The 16,980-nt window shown below is 39.5% G+C and carries 21 protein-coding genes and 1 riboswitch; of the genes, 5 read left to right on the top strand and 16 right to left on the bottom strand.

Translation table 11 applies throughout. The features are described 5' to 3' along the window. Positions 1-4: 4 nt before the first annotated feature. Positions 5-1,525, bottom strand: coding sequence for a spore germination protein (locus K7887_RS07770; RefSeq protein ID WP_223492962.1), 1,521 nt, complete (start codon positions 1,523-1,525; stop codon positions 5-7). Between the two features lie 145 nt (positions 1,526-1,670). After that, positions 1,671-1,997: a hypothetical protein gene (locus K7887_RS07765; protein ID WP_223492961.1), complete on the bottom strand. Its 327-nt coding sequence runs from the start codon at positions 1,995-1,997 to the stop codon at positions 1,671-1,673. Positions 1,998-2,200: 203 nt separating this feature from the next. Between K7887_RS07765 and K7887_RS07760 the strand changes: the two genes are divergently transcribed. Then, a complete protein-coding gene (locus K7887_RS07760; RefSeq protein ID WP_223492960.1) occupies positions 2,201-2,704 on the top strand; it encodes a sigma-70 family RNA polymerase sigma factor in 504 nt (167 codons plus the stop codon). 134 nt (positions 2,705-2,838) lie between these two features. On the opposite strand, the gene K7887_RS07755 is transcribed toward K7887_RS07760, so the two are convergent. After that, positions 2,839-3,039: a hypothetical protein gene (locus tag K7887_RS07755; RefSeq protein WP_399209418.1), complete on the bottom strand. Its 201-nt coding sequence runs from the start codon at positions 3,037-3,039 to the stop codon at positions 2,839-2,841. Between the two features lie 350 nt (positions 3,040-3,389). On the opposite strand from K7887_RS07755, the gene K7887_RS07750 reads away from it, so the two are divergent. After that, entirely contained in the window at positions 3,390-3,572 is a 183-nt protein-coding gene (locus tag K7887_RS07750; protein ID WP_088017801.1) for a YkvS family protein, read from the top strand. A 52-nt stretch (positions 3,573-3,624) separates the two neighbouring features. On the opposite strand, the gene K7887_RS07745 is transcribed toward K7887_RS07750, so the two are convergent. The 7 genes from K7887_RS07745 to queC form a co-directional block, all read right to left on the bottom strand. Continuing rightward, a complete protein-coding gene (locus K7887_RS07745; protein ID WP_223492958.1) occupies positions 3,625-3,939 on the bottom strand; it encodes an AbrB/MazE/SpoVT family DNA-binding domain-containing protein in 315 nt (104 codons plus the stop codon). A gap of 81 nt (positions 3,940-4,020) precedes the next feature. After that, complete coding sequence (locus K7887_RS07740) at positions 4,021-4,689, bottom strand: oxidoreductase (protein WP_223492957.1); 669 nt, start codon at positions 4,687-4,689, stop codon at positions 4,021-4,023. A gap of 59 nt (positions 4,690-4,748) precedes the next feature. Then, positions 4,749-5,762, bottom strand: coding sequence for a DUF3231 family protein (locus K7887_RS07735; RefSeq protein WP_223492956.1), 1,014 nt, complete (start codon positions 5,760-5,762; stop codon positions 4,749-4,751). Between the two features lie 510 nt (positions 5,763-6,272). Next, the gene (gene queF, locus K7887_RS07730; protein WP_223492955.1) at positions 6,273-6,770 is read right to left on the bottom strand and encodes a preQ(1) synthase; all 498 of its coding nucleotides are present in this window, start codon (positions 6,768-6,770) and stop codon (positions 6,273-6,275) included. A 17-nt stretch (positions 6,771-6,787) separates the two neighbouring features. Then, positions 6,788-7,507, bottom strand: coding sequence for a 7-carboxy-7-deazaguanine synthase QueE (gene queE, locus K7887_RS07725; protein WP_223492954.1), 720 nt, complete (start codon positions 7,505-7,507; stop codon positions 6,788-6,790). Next, entirely contained in the window at positions 7,504-7,944 is a 441-nt protein-coding gene (queD, locus tag K7887_RS07720) for a 6-carboxytetrahydropterin synthase QueD (protein WP_223492953.1), read from the bottom strand. The genes queE and queD overlap by 4 nt, the downstream gene beginning before the upstream one ends. Next, positions 7,941-8,612 carry a 7-cyano-7-deazaguanine synthase QueC gene (gene queC / locus K7887_RS07715; protein ID WP_223492952.1) on the bottom strand — a complete coding sequence of 224 codons (672 nt, stop codon included), beginning with the start codon at positions 8,610-8,612 and terminating at the stop codon, positions 7,941-7,943. Before queC ends, queD begins: the two co-directional genes overlap by 4 nt. A 128-nt stretch (positions 8,613-8,740) precedes the next feature. After that, positions 8,741-8,786, bottom strand: a riboswitch (PreQ1 riboswitch). A gap of 112 nt (positions 8,787-8,898) precedes the next feature. On the opposite strand from queC, the gene K7887_RS07710 reads away from it, so the two are divergent. Continuing rightward, on the top strand, positions 8,899-10,230 hold the full coding sequence (locus K7887_RS07710; protein ID WP_223492951.1) for a DUF2254 domain-containing protein: 1,332 nt from the start codon (positions 8,899-8,901) through the stop codon (positions 10,228-10,230). Between the two features lie 70 nt (positions 10,231-10,300). Here K7887_RS07710 and K7887_RS07705 read toward each other — a convergent pair whose 3' ends face one another. From K7887_RS07705 to K7887_RS07695, 3 genes are all read right to left on the bottom strand, one after another. After that, positions 10,301-10,759, bottom strand: coding sequence for a hypothetical protein (locus K7887_RS07705; protein WP_223492950.1), 459 nt, complete (start codon positions 10,757-10,759; stop codon positions 10,301-10,303). Positions 10,760-10,776: 17 nt separating this feature from the next. Next, positions 10,777-11,541: a hypothetical protein gene (locus tag K7887_RS07700; protein ID WP_223492949.1), complete on the bottom strand. Its 765-nt coding sequence runs from the start codon at positions 11,539-11,541 to the stop codon at positions 10,777-10,779. Positions 11,542-11,664: 123 nt separating this feature from the next. Continuing rightward, the gene (locus K7887_RS07695) at positions 11,665-11,784 is read right to left on the bottom strand and encodes a DUF6254 family protein (protein ID WP_223492948.1); all 120 of its coding nucleotides are present in this window, start codon (positions 11,782-11,784) and stop codon (positions 11,665-11,667) included. A 115-nt stretch (positions 11,785-11,899) separates the two neighbouring features. Here K7887_RS07695 and K7887_RS07690 point away from each other — a divergent pair, with 115 nt between their 5' ends. Together K7887_RS07690 and K7887_RS07685 are read left to right on the top strand one after the other, a co-directional pair. Then, positions 11,900-12,463, top strand: coding sequence for a CPBP family glutamic-type intramembrane protease (locus tag K7887_RS07690; RefSeq protein ID WP_223492947.1), 564 nt, complete (start codon positions 11,900-11,902; stop codon positions 12,461-12,463). A 103-nt stretch (positions 12,464-12,566) separates the two neighbouring features. Further along, positions 12,567-12,968 (top strand): ATP synthase subunit c family protein, encoded by a 402-nt coding sequence (locus K7887_RS07685; RefSeq protein WP_223492946.1) that lies wholly within the window; start codon positions 12,567-12,569, stop codon positions 12,966-12,968. 597 nt (positions 12,969-13,565) lie between these two features. On the opposite strand, the gene K7887_RS07680 is transcribed toward K7887_RS07685, so the two are convergent. The 3 genes from K7887_RS07680 to metX form a co-directional block, all read right to left on the bottom strand. Continuing rightward, complete coding sequence (locus K7887_RS07680) at positions 13,566-14,618, bottom strand: YkvI family membrane protein (protein WP_223492945.1); 1,053 nt, start codon at positions 14,616-14,618, stop codon at positions 13,566-13,568. A gap of 81 nt (positions 14,619-14,699) precedes the next feature. Continuing rightward, on the bottom strand, positions 14,700-15,905 hold the full coding sequence (locus tag K7887_RS07675) for a homoserine dehydrogenase (protein ID WP_223492944.1): 1,206 nt from the start codon (positions 15,903-15,905) through the stop codon (positions 14,700-14,702). Beyond that, on the bottom strand, positions 15,893-16,975 hold the full coding sequence (gene metX, locus K7887_RS07670) for a homoserine O-acetyltransferase MetX (protein WP_223492943.1): 1,083 nt from the start codon (positions 16,973-16,975) through the stop codon (positions 15,893-15,895). The genes K7887_RS07675 and metX overlap by 13 nt, the downstream gene beginning before the upstream one ends. Positions 16,976-16,980: the final 5 nt, after the last annotated feature.

Raw genomic sequence — 16,980 nt, 5'->3', positions numbered from 1 at the left:
TTCATTATTCATCAATATCCTTTTTGGGTTTTTTTCGTGTTTTGGCCATTCTGTGAGGTTTATTAGTTCTTAATTGCCCTGGCCTTTCTGTTTGCATCGAAAAAGGTAGTCGTAACAAAGCATCCTTCATATCTTTTACCCTAGGAGGATAAATGGGTTCCAAGTAAGGCCTTCCGAGAGATGTCAGCCTTAACAGATGCGCTGCCAAAATGCAGAAGCAAAAAACAATGCCTAGCAATCCCCATAATTCCGCAAACAATAGAAAAGGAAATCTCAAGAGTCGGATAGTATTACCCATCTTATAAACTGGTGTCGTAAAGGATGCAAGCGCAGCAAGCGCAACGATAATTAAAAGTACGTTACTTGTCAGACCAGCTTCAACCGAAGCCGTCCCAATAACAATTCCACCCACGATACCGATTGTCTGACCTACCTTTGTAGGAAGTCTTGCTCCCGCTTCCCTTAGCAATTCAATAGTCAATTCAAGAAATATCGCTTCAAGTATAGGTGGCAATGGAACCTCACGCCTTGAAGATATCAATGTACTCAATAGATCTTTAGGAATCAATTCATAATGATAGCTTAGAACTGCTACATAGACTGGAGTTACTAAGATGGAAAACGCAACCCCGAACAGACGGATTAGACGGAAGAAAGATGATAGCCAATAGCTTAAATAATAATCTTCAAAGGAAGAGAAGAATTCCACAAGAGTAGTAGGACCAATAAGGCCGTGAGGAGAACCGTCCACCATAATCACTACTTTTCCCTCCGTTAATGCGGACACAATCCGGTCAGGTCTCTCCGTATCTAAAAGAAGCGGAAAAATGGAGTTTCCATTATCCGATATTAGTTGTGTTATATAGGAACTGTCATTTATATGATCAAACTCCACCTCATCAAGTCTTTGCGTGACCGTTTGCACATTGTCTCTATCCGCAATTCCATCCAGAGACATCACGGCAATTCTTGTTCTGGAAATGGTCCCTAACATTTTCTGTTCAACAGTCAACATCGGAGTGCTTAAGCGTCGTCTTATTAAGTTGATATTAGAATCTATATTTTCAACAAAAGACTCTTTAGGGCCAATAACACTAAACTCAACTTCCGGAAGGGATACTGCACGTGTCTGCACAAACTCCGATCGGACTAACAACCCTTTTTTGTCCTTCTCTCCCACTTGAACAAAAATAAAGCCTGTTAACAGCTTTTCTCTTATTTCCTTCGGGTCGGAGCTAATGGTCACTACTTCGATTGGTAGAATATTTTTTAATTCCTGTAAATTGCTCCAGGAACTAGTAGAAATCCTATGTAATATATCACGATGCAGGAAATCAGTATCCACTAATGTATAGTAATAGTTAATCCAGACCTTCCTGCTACCATCATTGGTCTGATTAGTAAATCTCAAAAAATCAACAGACTTTTCCATTTGTAATAATAATTGTGTAACAGACATATCCTCTACTTTGTTGGATGTTTGACTGCTTTTAGGTGTAAACAGTTTTTTCAGTAGGTTTTTCATTGAACTCCCCCCTCTCTATGGAAATAATGGTCTTCACAATTCTCCTTTTATTTTTCCTATAAAGTTATGTAATATACCAACTGTTAAATGGAGGCAATAATGATGGGCATAAAAAAAAGAGCCCTATTTGGACTCTTGAGTACTGCTATTTTTGTGACTTTCTAATAATCTCAACCACATCAAATATACGAATATGATAAATGTTCTTATCCACATCTTTAATGGTAAGTTTGTTGGCTTTATAGCGGAAAGATTGTATTCGACCAGTAATTTGGATGACGTCCCCTTCAAACCAGATCGACATCTTGAAGATTTCCTTTGCCATATACATATGACGTAATAACTTTTTGATATATTGAATATCCGGAATGTTTTCCGGGTACAATAAAAATCCTTGTACTGTCCGGTCGGCGTCATTTTTCCATAGAAACATGGATTGATTCGCTAGTTTATCCTCTTTTTTATGTTCCATGGCAATTACCCCTTTTTTACATTATCGTTGATACTCTCTTACAGGTAACCTCCATACTCTTCATAACACACAACTGTACAAGTCATATGCCACTGCTACTTCACAGTTTATTCCTCATATCCTGACATGTCAACTAAATAACCGTCCACTATAGTAAAGATACCGGTAATAGAGAAAAGCTAGCTTTTCGTTAGGAACTCCTAATGAAACCAACTTTTGAAGAGGTATTAGATCAGTACACTCCCATGATACACCATATTATTAACACTTTGAATATATACAAAGAGAAAGATCGATACGTTCATGAAGCAACCATCGCATTATGGGAAGCTTTCTGTTCACAAGACTACAGAAAGGGTTCATTTACTTCTTATGCATATTCATCAATACGCGGAAAATTGCTTAATCTCTTAAAAAAAGAGGTGAGGTGGGAAAATACGCACACGTTTGTGGAGGAGCTGCCGGAAGAGGGATTTGATTTCACTGGGGACGCTGCTGATGTTGGGTTGGAGGAATATACTCGCCATTTAACGGATAAGCAGAAGAAATGGGTGGTAGAGTGCATCATAAAAGGTAAAAGGATGGAGGAGGTGGCTGTACAGGAGGGGGTTACGGTAAGTGCGGTGAAGTCGTGGCGGGCAGAGGCGCTGAAGAAACTTAGGCGGAAAGTTATGCGGTGTAACGATAAGATTATCCCAAACAGCTGATCTTCGTTTCAGGCACTTCGCTTTCCATGGGCGGTCCGGGAGCCTCCTCACTTCGTTGCGGGGTCTCCCCTGTCCCTTCCTCCCATAGGAGTCTTCGTGCCTTCCACTGCGATCAACTTGGTTTTTGTATTGAACTAGCTTCTTGCTTCTTGCATATATTGGTATACTACTTCACCTTTGTGTTTGGCAATGCCTCTATAGTGTTTAAAGTCATCACGTGCAACCAGCACTTTACGAAAAATCATAAAATCCTCTTTTTGAATTCTATATTCATGAAGCTCTCCATTTTTAAGCTTGTCCAATATTTCTGATGCTAAATTTTCATTCACAATCATCACTCCATCTTTCAAAATACTACTGTTTATTTTATCACTATTGACCTAATGTGAAAATAAGCATGAAAAAACCCCTTCTAATGAAGGGATTCCATGGGGGATAAGGAATAAATCGAATGGGGCAATTAGGTAGCCCTATTATTATATATGCACTCTAATGTGTAACGGTCACAATGTAAAAAAAAATAAATTAAAAGAAAATTTAGAAAAAATAGCATGAAACTATTTACGTTTCTGCAAAAATAATGCAAACTGTATGTAACACTTTTTAAATCCACTATTTCACAAAAATAAAAAAAGCCAGACAGAGTCAGTACCTGTCGGTGAACTCTATTTAGGGGGAGATATCGTTGAAAAAAGCAGAAGTGGGTAACATCATAGAATTTCGTGAAGGTCTTCAAGGGGTGGTAGAGAAAGTAAATGAAAACTCTGTCATAGTGGACCTTACCTATATGAACAATTATCGTGATTTAGAATTGGAACAACGAACCGTGGTTAATCATAAAAACTATAAAATAGTAAAGTCCTTATAGATTTAAATTGAAAAGAGACTTCCCCAAATCAGGCGGGGAAGTCTTTTTGTTGCTAGCCAGTTTCCTCTTCTAAAATTTCCAATATAACGGCAGAACTTTCTTTATCAAGTCGAACAGAAAAATGTGTTTCTTCATTAATATTCAGATTACGCCTAATCTCAATAGGAATGTTTACCTTCCCGTTATTGGAAACAATGGATTCATTATAAATGTGTTCTTCATTTATCGGTTTCATTACTAATCCTAAAGGTTGTTCCATAATCATCAAAACATCGCCGTCGGAAATTTCAAGTTGTTCTCTAATTGACTTGGGAATGGTTAAATGGCCAGATTTACGAATTCTTCTAAGCTCTTTCGTTTGGCTCATAGTGGACACTCCTATTTTTTATTTCTTATTCCCTGCTACGCTGAAATGAAACGAACTTTACCTATAAAGATATAATAAATGTCAGAGCTCACCTATTTTAGCGATAAGATCTGATTCCACAGTATGAACACCATCTCTGCCATCTTTTAAAAATTTAACCATTGCTTTTGCAACTGTTTGCCCATGAACAGAACGATATTTTTGTAAGTTTCCGCGCAATAAAGGTTGAATGACCGTACCCAACACTTCCCCTACTCTTTCTCCTAGCCTAAATTCATTTCGATCTCCGAGAAGTAAGGAAGGCCTAAAGAAGTACGTAGACGTAATCCCGATAGCTGATACTGCCTGTTCCATCTCCCCTTTTACCTGATTGTAAAAAAATCTAGAATTTTCATCCGCCCCAATTGCTGATACTACAGCAATTTTAGTAACTCCACTTTCTTTGGCCAGACGAGCTGCCTCCACTACATAGTCATAGTCCACTTTACGAAATTTCTCTTGTGTGCCTGCTTTTTTCTTAGTTGTCCCTAAACAAATGAACAAATCATCTACTTTGAAATGTTCTTTATAGTCAGACATGTTCTCAAAGTCAATTTTCACTTCTTTTAGTTTTGGATGATTCTCATTCGTTTGGTTCCTTACAAATGTCGTTAGATTGTTGTAATCTGAATTTTGCAAAATCTCTTCTTTTACGTACGCACCTACTAAACCGGTTGCTCCAATTAAAAGAGCATTTCTATTTGAGTTCATGAATGGTTCTCCTCTGCCTTTGTTAATTACTTTATAACAGAATTAACGCTCTCCTACAACTATTCACGCTCTTTAGACAATTCTTCTCTGTCAGCAGTGGAAGGAGGTTGTTCCATCCAACGATTAGTAACCATGATGTCTGCACCAGATTTTGCTAGTAATGCCGACTCCGAAGAGAGCTTTTCATATTTTATCGCAAGATCTGTACGTTGACTTGCAGAGGATGCAGTGGCATAATTCCCAATCCCGGCCGCCACCATCAAACTATTATGAAACATCATTAACTTATCAGAAAAAGGTGGTATGTGAGAAGCGGTTACAGAATAATCTGCTGCCATTGGTGCTTGAATATCATCCTTCAGTAATATATCTACAAATGTTTTTATATGAGAATGGGCCATCTGTTTAGCCTTTACCATAAATTCACGAACTTCCTTGCTGACAGCGGTCTGGGAAAATGCAGTACACAGTAGCATCCCAATCTGATTAGTTTCGATATTCATACTTAGATGGGTCACTTCGATCGTATTTAATGTACGTTTGTTCACTAAAGGATTTATCCCGCTAAAATATTTTTTGTCTTCCACTAAATAAGCTCTATCAGGAATAACGGTACTAGGTTTCTTAATATACAAACCTCTTTCTAATAGCAGGTCAGTTGTAATATCATATATCTCGATAGTTCGCTGCAGGAATGTCTTATAAAGCGTTCTGATATCTTTCCTTGATATTGCACTAAGACTTGCCCCATATGTAACCATTCCGATTTTGGCCATTTGTAAAACGTAAGCTAGTTGGAACGTATCTGAAAAGAGTCTAGGCGCTTTAAGATTTATGTCATTTTCTGAAAAGGCTAACGGCAGTGGGTATTTTTCCTTCCAAAAAACGGCCTTTAGTTCGTTTTCATTTGAGGATGCTACATCGTAGGCTTTTGCAATGATTGTTCGAATTTGCTTATCCTCTACTGTTTCAAGGAAGTATCTTAAGACACATGCTGACATGGAGTTGTTTAGGTACAGTGTCCATAGTGTGCTGGTTTCTGCACAAGACCATTCTGTTGTATGGTTTGTCATTTTTGTCCCCTCCTATTTTACTGTTATTATTTTCAATTGGGAGGGATTTTAGTATAAGTTTTGGTTCTTTTAAAACTAAAAGCTTAGTTGTTTGGTTAATCGACGCCGTTCCTTTCCGCAAATGGCTTCGCTTTCCGCGGGACGGTGCTTGAGCCTCCTCGCTGCGCTGTGGGGTCTCAAGCTACCGTTACTCCCCCGCTGGAGTCTCTGCCATTTGCTCCAATTCACAGCTGGAAATTAGGTAGACGGATATGTTAATGCTTTTTCAGTTTACTCGGTTAGATCCCCTTTTATAAACCCTCGGTGAATGAATCCATCTTGTTGATTGGAGTGGAAGGCGCGCAGACGCCCGCGGGAGGAAGGGACAGGTGAGACCCCACAGGTTGCAAGCCGAGGAGGCTCACGGACCGCCCGCAGGCAAGCGAAGCGCCTAGAGCGGAAATCAACTGGTTTACACACATACCTCTAAAAAAAGAAAAACACAACCGAAGCTGTGTTTTCTTGGATGATTTATCTGTTATCGATTTTTTCTGGGTATAGGTCGTGGTTCATCAGGCGGTATTGTGCCATCTCTTCGTATCTTGTGCCTGGTTTTCCATAGTTGGTGTATGGATCAATGGAAATTCCGCCGCGCGGGGTGAATTTACCCCATACTTCGATATAGCGTGGATCCATTAGTTCGATTAAATCATTCATGATGATATTCATACAGTCTTCGTGGAAATCTCCATGGTTACGGAAGCTGAATAGGTACAACTTCAATGATTTGCTCTCCACCATCAATTCACCAGGAATATAGCTAATGTAAATAGTGGCGAAATCCGGCTGATTCGTTTTTGGACATAAACTTGTAAACTCCGGACAATTGAATTTTACAAAATAATCTCTGTTTGGGTGTTTGTTTTCAAAGGTTTCCAAAACATCCGGGGAATAGTTAAACAAATAACTTGTCCCTTGATTCCCTAGCAATGTTACACCTTCCAATTCTGAATCTTTTCTTCCTGACATATTCACTCTCTCCTTTATTAAACCCCGCGCTTATTACCCCATACTAGTGTGTGCAATTGTGGCAACACGCGGACATTATTCATTTCATCATCTTTCATTACTTGATCTATCAACCACTCATATTTAGTCAACAATTTGCTGACTAACATTTCATCATCCTCGGTGGTTGTATCATCATTTCCTACTTGTACATAAAAAGCTATATCCGGAAAACGCTTGTGAACCCCTTTAGCATAAGCCAAATCGTCTTCATCAAATACCACTACCTTTAGAGACACACAACTTCTATTAACTCTTTCTATCAGGTCACTAAGTATAGTGAAATTGGTATCCATTCCGGAGCTTGGTGGTTTCGGTGAAATGGTCAAATCGTCTATTTCACTCAGCCAATCCTGCCACTTGCTTCCTTGTGTTTCAAGTGCCACCTTAATATCTTTCTCATGAAGAAGTTTTACTAGTTCCCCGATATTTTTTAAAAGAGCCGGGTTTCCTCCAGAAATGGTTACATGATTAAAGGATTTCCCACCTATCTCAAACAACTGTTTATAAATCTCCTCAGGTGACATCATTACTATGTCATCCTTGGCACTTCCATCCCACGTGAAAGCGGAATCGCACCAAGAGCAGCGGTAATCACAACCAGCCGTTCGAACAAACATCGTTTTCTGACCAATGACCATCCCTTCTCCTTGGATGGTTGGGCCGAATATTTCTAAAACCGGTATTAGACTACTCATTTCTTTTTCCCCTTCTTAGGACGGTAAATACAATAGCTTGTCGGTGTTTCCCTTACATACACTTGTAGACAGGTAGGTTTGGAAGGAAGAGTCTCCAAATGCTTTTCTATCGTTTCCCACATCGTTCTTGCTACTACTTCCGTTGTTGGAAAATAATTTGGATCGTGATCATTGAAGACATCTTTATGATCATTTAAAACCGTATGATCAAATTTATCATGCAGAAGCTTTTTCAACACTTGAAAATTAACAAGAAAACCAGCCTCATCCAAGTTGTCTCCTGCAACTGTCACATTGACGAAATAGGTGTGTCCATGCAGTTGTCTGCATTTCCCTGCTGCATCTGTTGGAACAAAATGCGCTGCTGCTATTTGCATATCCTTATTCAATTCATAGGAGAAGTCATGTTGTACTTGTGGATAAATTTGTTGCATCATGAGGACACAACCCCTTTATCTTTTTTAGCAAGGTAGTCATCCAATCCACGTTTTCTCAGTTTACATGCCGGGCACTCGCCGCACCCATCCGCGATTATCCCATTATAGCAAGTCAAAGTCTTTGTTCTTACAAAATCGAGTGAACCAAGGTCATCTGCCAGTTTCCATGTTTCTTCCTTGTTCAGCCACATCAATGGAGTGTGTATGACAAATGGATAATCCATAGAAAGGTTTAACGTCACGTTCATGGATTTGATGAAAACATCTCGACAGTCAGGGTACCCGCTGAAGTCTGTTTCACAAACTCCTGTCACGATATGTCTCGCTCCAATCTGTTTTGCTGCTACCGCTGCAAAGGAAAGGAATAGAAGATTTCTTCCGTCTACAAACGTACTAGGCAATTCTCCTTCTTTTTCTTCTATTTCAATATCATCTCTTGTAAGGGCATTTGGTGTTAATTGCCCTAAAAGAGACATATCAAGAATGCGGTGTTTTACTCCAAGTTCTTTTGCAATATTTTTCGCACAATCAATTTCTAGTTCATGTCGCTGTCCATAATGGAACGTGACAGCTTCCACTTCATCAAATTCCTTCATTGCCCAAATCAGGCAAGTAGTGCTGTCCTGACCGCCACTGAACACGACCATCGCTTTTTCCTGTTGCTTCATCGTGTCTTCACTCCTTTAATTATCACTATCTATAGTCATACAAAAAACGCTAACCAAAAATAATGGAGGCTAGCGCATAACATCAGAAAAAATAAAAAAACTATATCCTAAGGAATATAGTTTGGTATCTGTCCTTAGTTTTTTATAGAGGGTATTTGCTAGAACCTCTCCTGACGCCTAGAATCGGCGTAAGACTTTATTCAATTTAACTTTGTTACTATAACATATTTTCATAAAAGTATCTACATTTTCTTCAAGAGTACTTTAATTTCAGGGAGTGTTAAAAATGGCACGGTCAGCAAATCTATTACGTTTGAGAACAAGCTTTTGGTATTTGCCTTCGTTTTATGGGGTATTAGCTTTCCTTCTAGCAATCTGCACGCTATTTCTTGATAATTTTATTCTTTCAACTACGGATGCAGAGAATCAGATACCAGCCATTTTTTTATCAGATATCGGGCTCTCCCAAACCATTCTCAGCTCCATTGCTTCTTCATTGTTAACAATGACGACCATTACATTCTCTACAATCCTGGTAGTCCTTACCACGTATCTGTCAGAGTTTTCCCCAAGGGCATTGCAAAACTTCATAACGGATCATTCCACCCAAAGGGTACTTGGAATATTTACGGCAGGATTCATTTATTGCATCATTTTACTTCTATTTTTAAAGGAAACAACCGAAAATCAGCTATTTCTCGTCCCTTCATTCGCAGTTGCTATTGCTATCCTTTGCTTAATTGTATTCGTCTTTTTCATCCAACATGTCACCACGTGGATTCAAGTAAGCAATTTACTCCATAACATCACCGTTGAAACGATGGACTGTATGGAAGAACTGTTTGTAGAAAGTGATGCGTCCATACACGACGCGCCATGGGATGACTGGGAGAGCCAGGAAATTTCTACAAAAGAACCAGTGACAATCATGAGCAAAGAGCCTGGATATGTTCAGTATATTGATGTAGATGCTTTAGTAAAAGAAGCCTATAATTCAGATTGCATTGTACGTGTCGAACGGCAGCAAGGCGATTATATCAATGAACATACACCGCTTCTTTCTGTTTGGGGATCGGGGAAGAAGATTGACAAAGAGTCCTTCCGCTCATTAATCACCGTCTCCATCGCCCGTGCTCCTTTGGAGGATGTGGAATTTGGCATCAGAAAAGTAAATGAAATAGGCGTAAGAGCCCTTTCGTCTGGCATCAACGATCCAAGCACAGCAGTTCATTGTATCGAACAGCTTGGCACTCTGCTTTCAAAACTAGCGTCCATGCAAGGACCACAACCCTATTTCAATGATAGACATAGAAACTTGCGAGTGATTGTCAAAACTCCAGACTTTTTTGATTACCTTGATATTGCCTTCTCCCCTATCATTCGCTATGGGAAAATGGACATTGATGTTATCTCCTCTACCATTCATGTATTAAAAACCATAGCAGATCATTCGCCAGACTTTCGTAAAGAGGCTATCTGGAAGTATACAAAGCATACAATAGAATCGATTAAAGGCGAAAAATATTTTGAACTGGAAAAAGAACGCTTGAATAGATACTTAAAAGAACTCTGTTTTTCCCTCGGGCACGGAAAGGAGTTTGAACGTATTTGGGTATGAGTCTCTATTAGTAAAAGCATAAAGCCAATCCCTCTCTCCTGGGATTGGCTTTTTATCGCAATATACTCTTTTACCTTTCTAAAACGCCAACCCCCAACACCATGTTATTCCACAATATATCCTCAATTCTTTCCTGCCTATCTTTTGAACATTGAATCATAATGATAATATCTGCATCTGATCCGCGTTTCTTCAATGCTTTTTCACTTTTTTTAGTAAAATAATAATCAACCAAAAAACCAAAAAGACCACCAAATATTAGTCCGAAAAGTCCCCAGAGTATGGGACCCAGATAGAAGATATACCCGTAAATAACCCCTAATAGCATAAAGATAATCCCAAAGATAGCAGCTAAATCGATTAGACTTCTCCCATCTGAACGATGCATAGAATCAATCGCCTTCGTTTGGTATTTAATCTTATCGAGCGGCACCACTAAGATTTGTTCTTTCGTTAGCCCCAGCTCTTCTAATTCACGTAATGTAAGTTCCATTTCCATGTTGTATTTAAATGTAGCGAAAATGTACATTACTTTCCAGCTCTTTTCTATATCGGCATTTTAAACTGAATATCCTGGTACTTATCTTTTAATTCTCTTGCTAGATACTTATCAATAAATTTATTGAGCTCCACCGCACTCACATAGGAATCATATGCAGCAAAACAATAAATGGACGGGATGAATAAAAACCATTGAGGTACTAATATATCGGTAGCACCTTGGAAATTTCCGACAAGCGTCATATGAATGGCTGGAAAGACGTTTGCTTGATATGTAATGATCAACCACCATGTTAAGACAAAAATAACAGACAAGACCCTTGTTACGTAAAGATTACCTAATCCTGGAGTTAATAGAGACCAAATAATCGCAAGCAAAGGGTTCTTCTTATCAAGGACGTTAATCTCAATGGAAGATGTATTCTTGATAAGTAGTGGAAAACCTTCATGGTAAGCTAACGAATAATGTTTATTCATTTCGATGGTAAGGCGGTAACTGTCCCAGATGGAAAACACATACATGCACACATACAAAATAATCCAATGCGTATCAAGAACTGCCATTCCCTCATCAAATCTCCCCGTCATAGAGAGATATATAGCTTCATTTAAATGAGCCAATGAATTACTAACGACTTCCCATGAAATTAATATGAAGGCTGTCAGGTATTTTGATAACATAAAGTGTCCAAATCCTGGAAATGCCGCACCCCACCAAGCCACTACAAAAGGCTTGCGATAATGCAAAAGACTTGTAGTATAAGGACTTAAGATGGCAACATATCTCTTTTTTTCATGCTGATTACCCATACTCTAAGCCTCATTTCTGTAATATCTTCCAATAGTATGCTTTTATATCGCACTCAATATTCACCTGAGCTCATGTAGCAATAGCGGTCATCCCCTGATACAGGAATGACCGACATCATTAAATTATTTATTTTTCCCCGCTTCATCAGCTAGCTGTTCGAAACTCTTCACTTTACCATGATCATTTTGTGATTGCTTTCTAACTTTTCTTTGTCTTTCCTGTTGGCTTTTGGATTGTGTCATTCTTCCATCTCATCTCCTAACTTAAAATAAGTGTTTTTCCTCCTTAGTATGTTCGTTTATTAGAAAGAGCTTTCCTGTTAAAATAAGGTCAACCTCAAAACTAGGAGAAACTAATATGAAAAAGATTCTTTTGTTTTTAGCATTAGCAAACATCTTACTTGCTATCAGCTTTTTGCTAACTGATTATTTTTGGATTCTTTTTACCGTCTCATTATTCATTCTTATTTTAATTAGCCTGAAAGAAAAGAAACCCACTCATCTTAATGAACGACTTTTAACAATTCATGATATTTCGTACGGAATCTTAACCGGGACGATTTTATATGGACTATTTTTAGCGGCTTATTTATTACTTAAAGTATTTCCCTTTCCACTCATTACTTTTGTGAAGGAACTATATCTGATTGTAGGGCCAAGTAGATGGTGGCACTACTTAGTATTGGTTCTAATCATTATTCCAGGAGAAGAAGTTTTCTGGAGAAGGTATCTTCAATCTAAACTAGTAGATAGATACGGCATGTTAATGGGGGTTATTGCAGGGGCATGTCTGTATGCATTACATCTGGACAGGCAATCCGATGTTGGTCGCCGCAGCAGCCACGGCAGGAATTGCTTGGGGAGCCTTATATGTATGGAAGAACTCCCTTGCTCTTATAATCATCTCCCACCTTGTATTTGATTTATGGTTACTTGTCATATTCCCATTAAACTTTTGATATCTCTTTTGGAAATAATAAGGTAAAATATATACTTATTCTGTATATTTCAGGAGGGGAAATTTGATGGATGCTTTATATTTATTTGTTATAGCAGCTGTGATTGCAAGTTTTGGAATTTCGATTGTTTTACGCTCAAGCATGGAAAAACTTGTGTTGGAGCCTCAAACCTTTGCACAAATTCAATCTAGATTCTTCATTTATGTAGCTGTCATTGAAGCACTGCCACTAATTCTTATTGTCTTCGGTTTTATGACTTTGATGGATTCCACAGTCAACTTATTCATTCCAATTACAATTGTGGCAGTGAGTGTGTTAGTGAACTTTATTCTTAACTTAATGAAAAAGAGTGAACTAGTCAGCGGTGCACCTGAACTAAAAGAAAAACTGATGACATTCTTCCTAATCGGCAATGTCCTAATGACCGCCATCCCATTCGTTGCAATCGTCGCTACATTCGTACGATAAGCACCTTTTGAGGAAGTGAACGGGTTAGTAAGATATTTGTGAAGATACCTACCCACCCTGTTGACTGGTGTGCAAGGTGTGAGACTCCAGCGGGGGAGAAACGGTAGCTTGAGACCCCACAGGCGAAGCAAGGCCACTGAAAAACCTAATAACCTAACTTTTTGATAATTTATAGCTGTTGATTGGAGCAAAAGGCGAAGACTCCTACGGGGAAGTAGCGACACTGTTGAGACCCCGCAGGGCGTAGCCCGAGGAGGCTCAAGGTCGCCCCGTGGAAAGCGAGGCCGTTTGCGGAAATCAACAGCGGTGTCTTAACAAAATATAAAATCAAAGACTTTTTCAGTGGCCACGGCGAAGCCGAGGAGGCTCAAGCACCGTCCCGCGGAAAGCGAACACCTGGAACGAAAGGAAACAGGGAGTTAGTAAGAGAATTGTGATGATACCGTTCCACCCTGTTGATTGGAGCAAATGGCGAAGACTCCTCCGGGGAAGTAGCGGCAATGTTGAGACCCCGCAACGAAGTGAGGAGGCTCAAGGTCGCCCCGCGGAAAGCGAAGCCATTTGCGGAAATCAACAGGGAGTTTACCAATTTCCCCCTCACTTCCTCACAACCAACAACACCAAAAACGCCATACTCACATACCCAAAAAACGGATACAAATGCTCAATCAAACTACCATACCCAATCTGACTAATCATATAAATAATACTCACCAACACAATCGTCACCACATACCTCGACACCTTCAACATACTCTCCAACTGCCGCTGCAACCCAAAAATATCACTCACAACCGACGTAAAAATCTCCCCATAAATCACAAAAACATAAATGCCAAAAAACGAAAGCATACTCAACTTCACCACTTCCGCCATTGGTATTTCAAACGTATGAAAATCAGGAAGCGAAGCAATCGATATATGACACGTCAATAAAATAAAACACAAGACCAATCCACCGATGAACCCGCCACGTTTAATGACCCAATCATCCTTTGCCTCCGTTGCCAACGGAACAAGAACAGGTTGTGCCATTGCAAGATTAAATGATACATACATGAAAGGTGCCAACCATCCCTTTAAACTGTCCTTTACAGGATCCAGACTCAAAAAAGATAAACCATTATCAGCAATGGAATTTCCTGCAATAATAAAACTGAATATAATCATTACGGGAACTACAATAATGTTGACCCCAACCAGCCCTTTTACTCCGAATAGGACAACACATACTGAAAGCACAACCGTAATGAGTAAACCAAGCTGAAAGGACCATCCAAGTTGTTCCTCAAAAACTGCACCTGCTCCGGAAAGCATCACTGCCCCCACACAAATCAAAATGACCAGCATAAAAAGATTGACTATCGTTCCCGCAGACATACCAAATAAATATTCATTAAACTCTTTATAGGAATTTGCTTTGATTCTTTTGGAAATCAGCATCATTTTTGTTCCCAGCCAAATAAATAAAAAACCACTCATAAGTATCGTAATAAATCCGATCCACCCGTATTGCGTAAAAAACTGAACAATTTCTTTGCCTGTAGCAAAACCCGCACCTACAATGGTTCCTACATACACTGCCCCTATTTGACAAGCACTAAGCCAGCTGCGTTTCACGATTGCCACACCCTCTTCTCCCATATACATTCCACCAAAATAAAACCAGCTTGTCACATATATATGAGACAAGCTGGTAAGAAAGAAGAGAGAATTGTACGAGCTGATAGATTATACGTTTACTGTTTCCACTCTATGCTGATAATTTCCTTTAAGTTCAAAATGAGCGAGCAATGGATTTTCTAAAAGAATCCTTTCCACTTCTTCTGTTTCAACAACAGCCGCTTTATCAGATAGACGAGCTAAAACTTTGATGTCATAAGGAATTTCTAATTTTCTATTCTTACTAAAAAGCACCCATTTAGATGAATTCGCAACATCCTCCTGATACTCCAGGTAAGCTGGTTCTGTAAAAACAGGACGGCTGATCTGGATGATGTCTTCCAAGATAGCACTTGCTGTTGGATACATACCCGCTCCAGGTCCTTGTAGTTGAACATTACCAACAAGGTCGGTCTCTATGGAAACCGCGTTTTGCACCCCATCGACCTGATAAAATGGATGTTCGGTAGAAATCAACACCGGCTCCACCTTACACTGAACCCCTTTTTCCCCTCTAAATAACGTGACAATATGCCTGAAGCGTAATCCAAGCTCAACAGCACTTTCCACATAGTCTGCAGTAATGTCTGTAATACCCTTTCGGATGGTTGACTGTTCATCAGGTTTTTCCCCATAGATAAGCTGACTTAAAACCACAGCCTTATAAAATGCATCATATCCCTCAATATCATTAGAAGGATCAGCTTCTGCATACCCGTTTTCTTGTGCTGCTTGTAAGGTTGCTTCAAAAGAATGACCATCTTTTCTCATGCTGGATAAGATGAAGTTGGACGTTCCATTTAATATACCTTCAACTCTTTTAATTCGGTTCACCTGCAAAAGTTGTTTCAGAGTTTGAATAACAGGTACACCACCAGCTACCGTTGCCTCAAACCCTACCGAAACACCATTCTTTTTGGCCAGGGCAAGAAGCTCCTCTCCATGATGAGCAAACATTTCCTTGTTCGCTGTCACCACGTGTATTCCTTTTTCCAATGCCTGTGTTAAATAGGTGTGTCCCGGCTCACAGCCCACAATGGCATCTACTATTACATCTAGTTCCCCAATATTCAAAATTTCTTCGTAGTTTGTCGTAAGTATAACTCCATCCTCACGAGATTGTTCATGTTTTTCTATATTCTTAACAAGGATTGCCACTACCCTCACACTTTTCCCCAATACCTGTTCTAACCTCGTTTGGTGAGATTTAATGGAATGATGAACTCCTTTACCGACTGTACCAAATCCTAGGATTGCAATATTTAAATGAGACATTCTGTCACTTCCTTTTTCTCTAATATGTTTTTGACATGATGTCCCCATTTATCAAATTCCACAAGAAACCCGTCATGCCCGAACCTTGTTTCAACTTGTATATAGGCCGAATTTTTATTGCGTTTATTCAGTTCCTTAATAAACGCTTCTGCTAAAGGTGGAGGATAAAGAAGGTCGCCAGAAAAACTGACCATACAAACTTTTGCCTCCACTTTCTCCAGCGCATGTTGCCACCCTCCTCTTTTAAACCCGAGATCATATTGATCCATTGCCTGAAGGAGAATAAGATAGCTGTTTGCATCAAACCGTTTGGAAAATTTCTGGCCCTGATATTTCAAATAGGAGTCAACCTGATATTCTATATCTACACTTTCTTTCTTTTCCCTGTTAAAACGGTCATTAAATAGGCTTTCCGAGCGGTAGGTGACCACCCCCACCATTCTCGCTATCTCCATCCCTTTAATGATAGTCCCTTCAGAATAGTTTCCGTTATCCCACAGAGGATCTGATTTAATCGCATGCCTGCCTATTGAATTGTATGCTAGGGCATAATCTGTAAAATATGGTGTCACCGCCATTGGAATGAGAATTTCTGTGAAGTTTGGATACAAATGTCCCCATTCAAGCACCTGCATTCCACCAAGCGATCCCCCGATAATTGCCTTTACTCGGTCAATTCCTAACTTTCGCAAGGCTTTATATTGGGAGTGCACCATGTCCCTGATGGTGATGGCAGGAAAGGCTGCGCCGTATTTTCTACCAGTTTCAGTGTCAATACTCGTTGGTCCCGTACTACCATTGCATCCACCAAGTACATTCATTGTTATAACTTGATACCTGTTCGTGTCGATATAAAGATCTGGTCCGATAAATTTATTCCACCAACCAGGGTTTTCTTTTGAACCGACAGTAGCTTGATTTCCCGATAGAGCATGGCACACCACAATCACTTCACCCGATGGATTTCCTTTTCGTTCATATGCTATCTCCACATTAGGGAGTTTTTTTCCGTTTTCTAAAAGCAGCGTTCCGATCGATACCTTTTTGGTATGTTCCGTTTGACAGCTCACAAAAT

Source organism: Sutcliffiella horikoshii (assembly GCF_019931755.1).
GTDB classification, from domain to species: domain Bacteria; phylum Bacillota; class Bacilli; order Bacillales; family Bacillaceae_I; genus Sutcliffiella_A; species Sutcliffiella_A horikoshii_E.
Note: the sequence above shows the minus strand (reverse complement) of the source record. Positions and strands in the feature narration are given on the sequence as shown.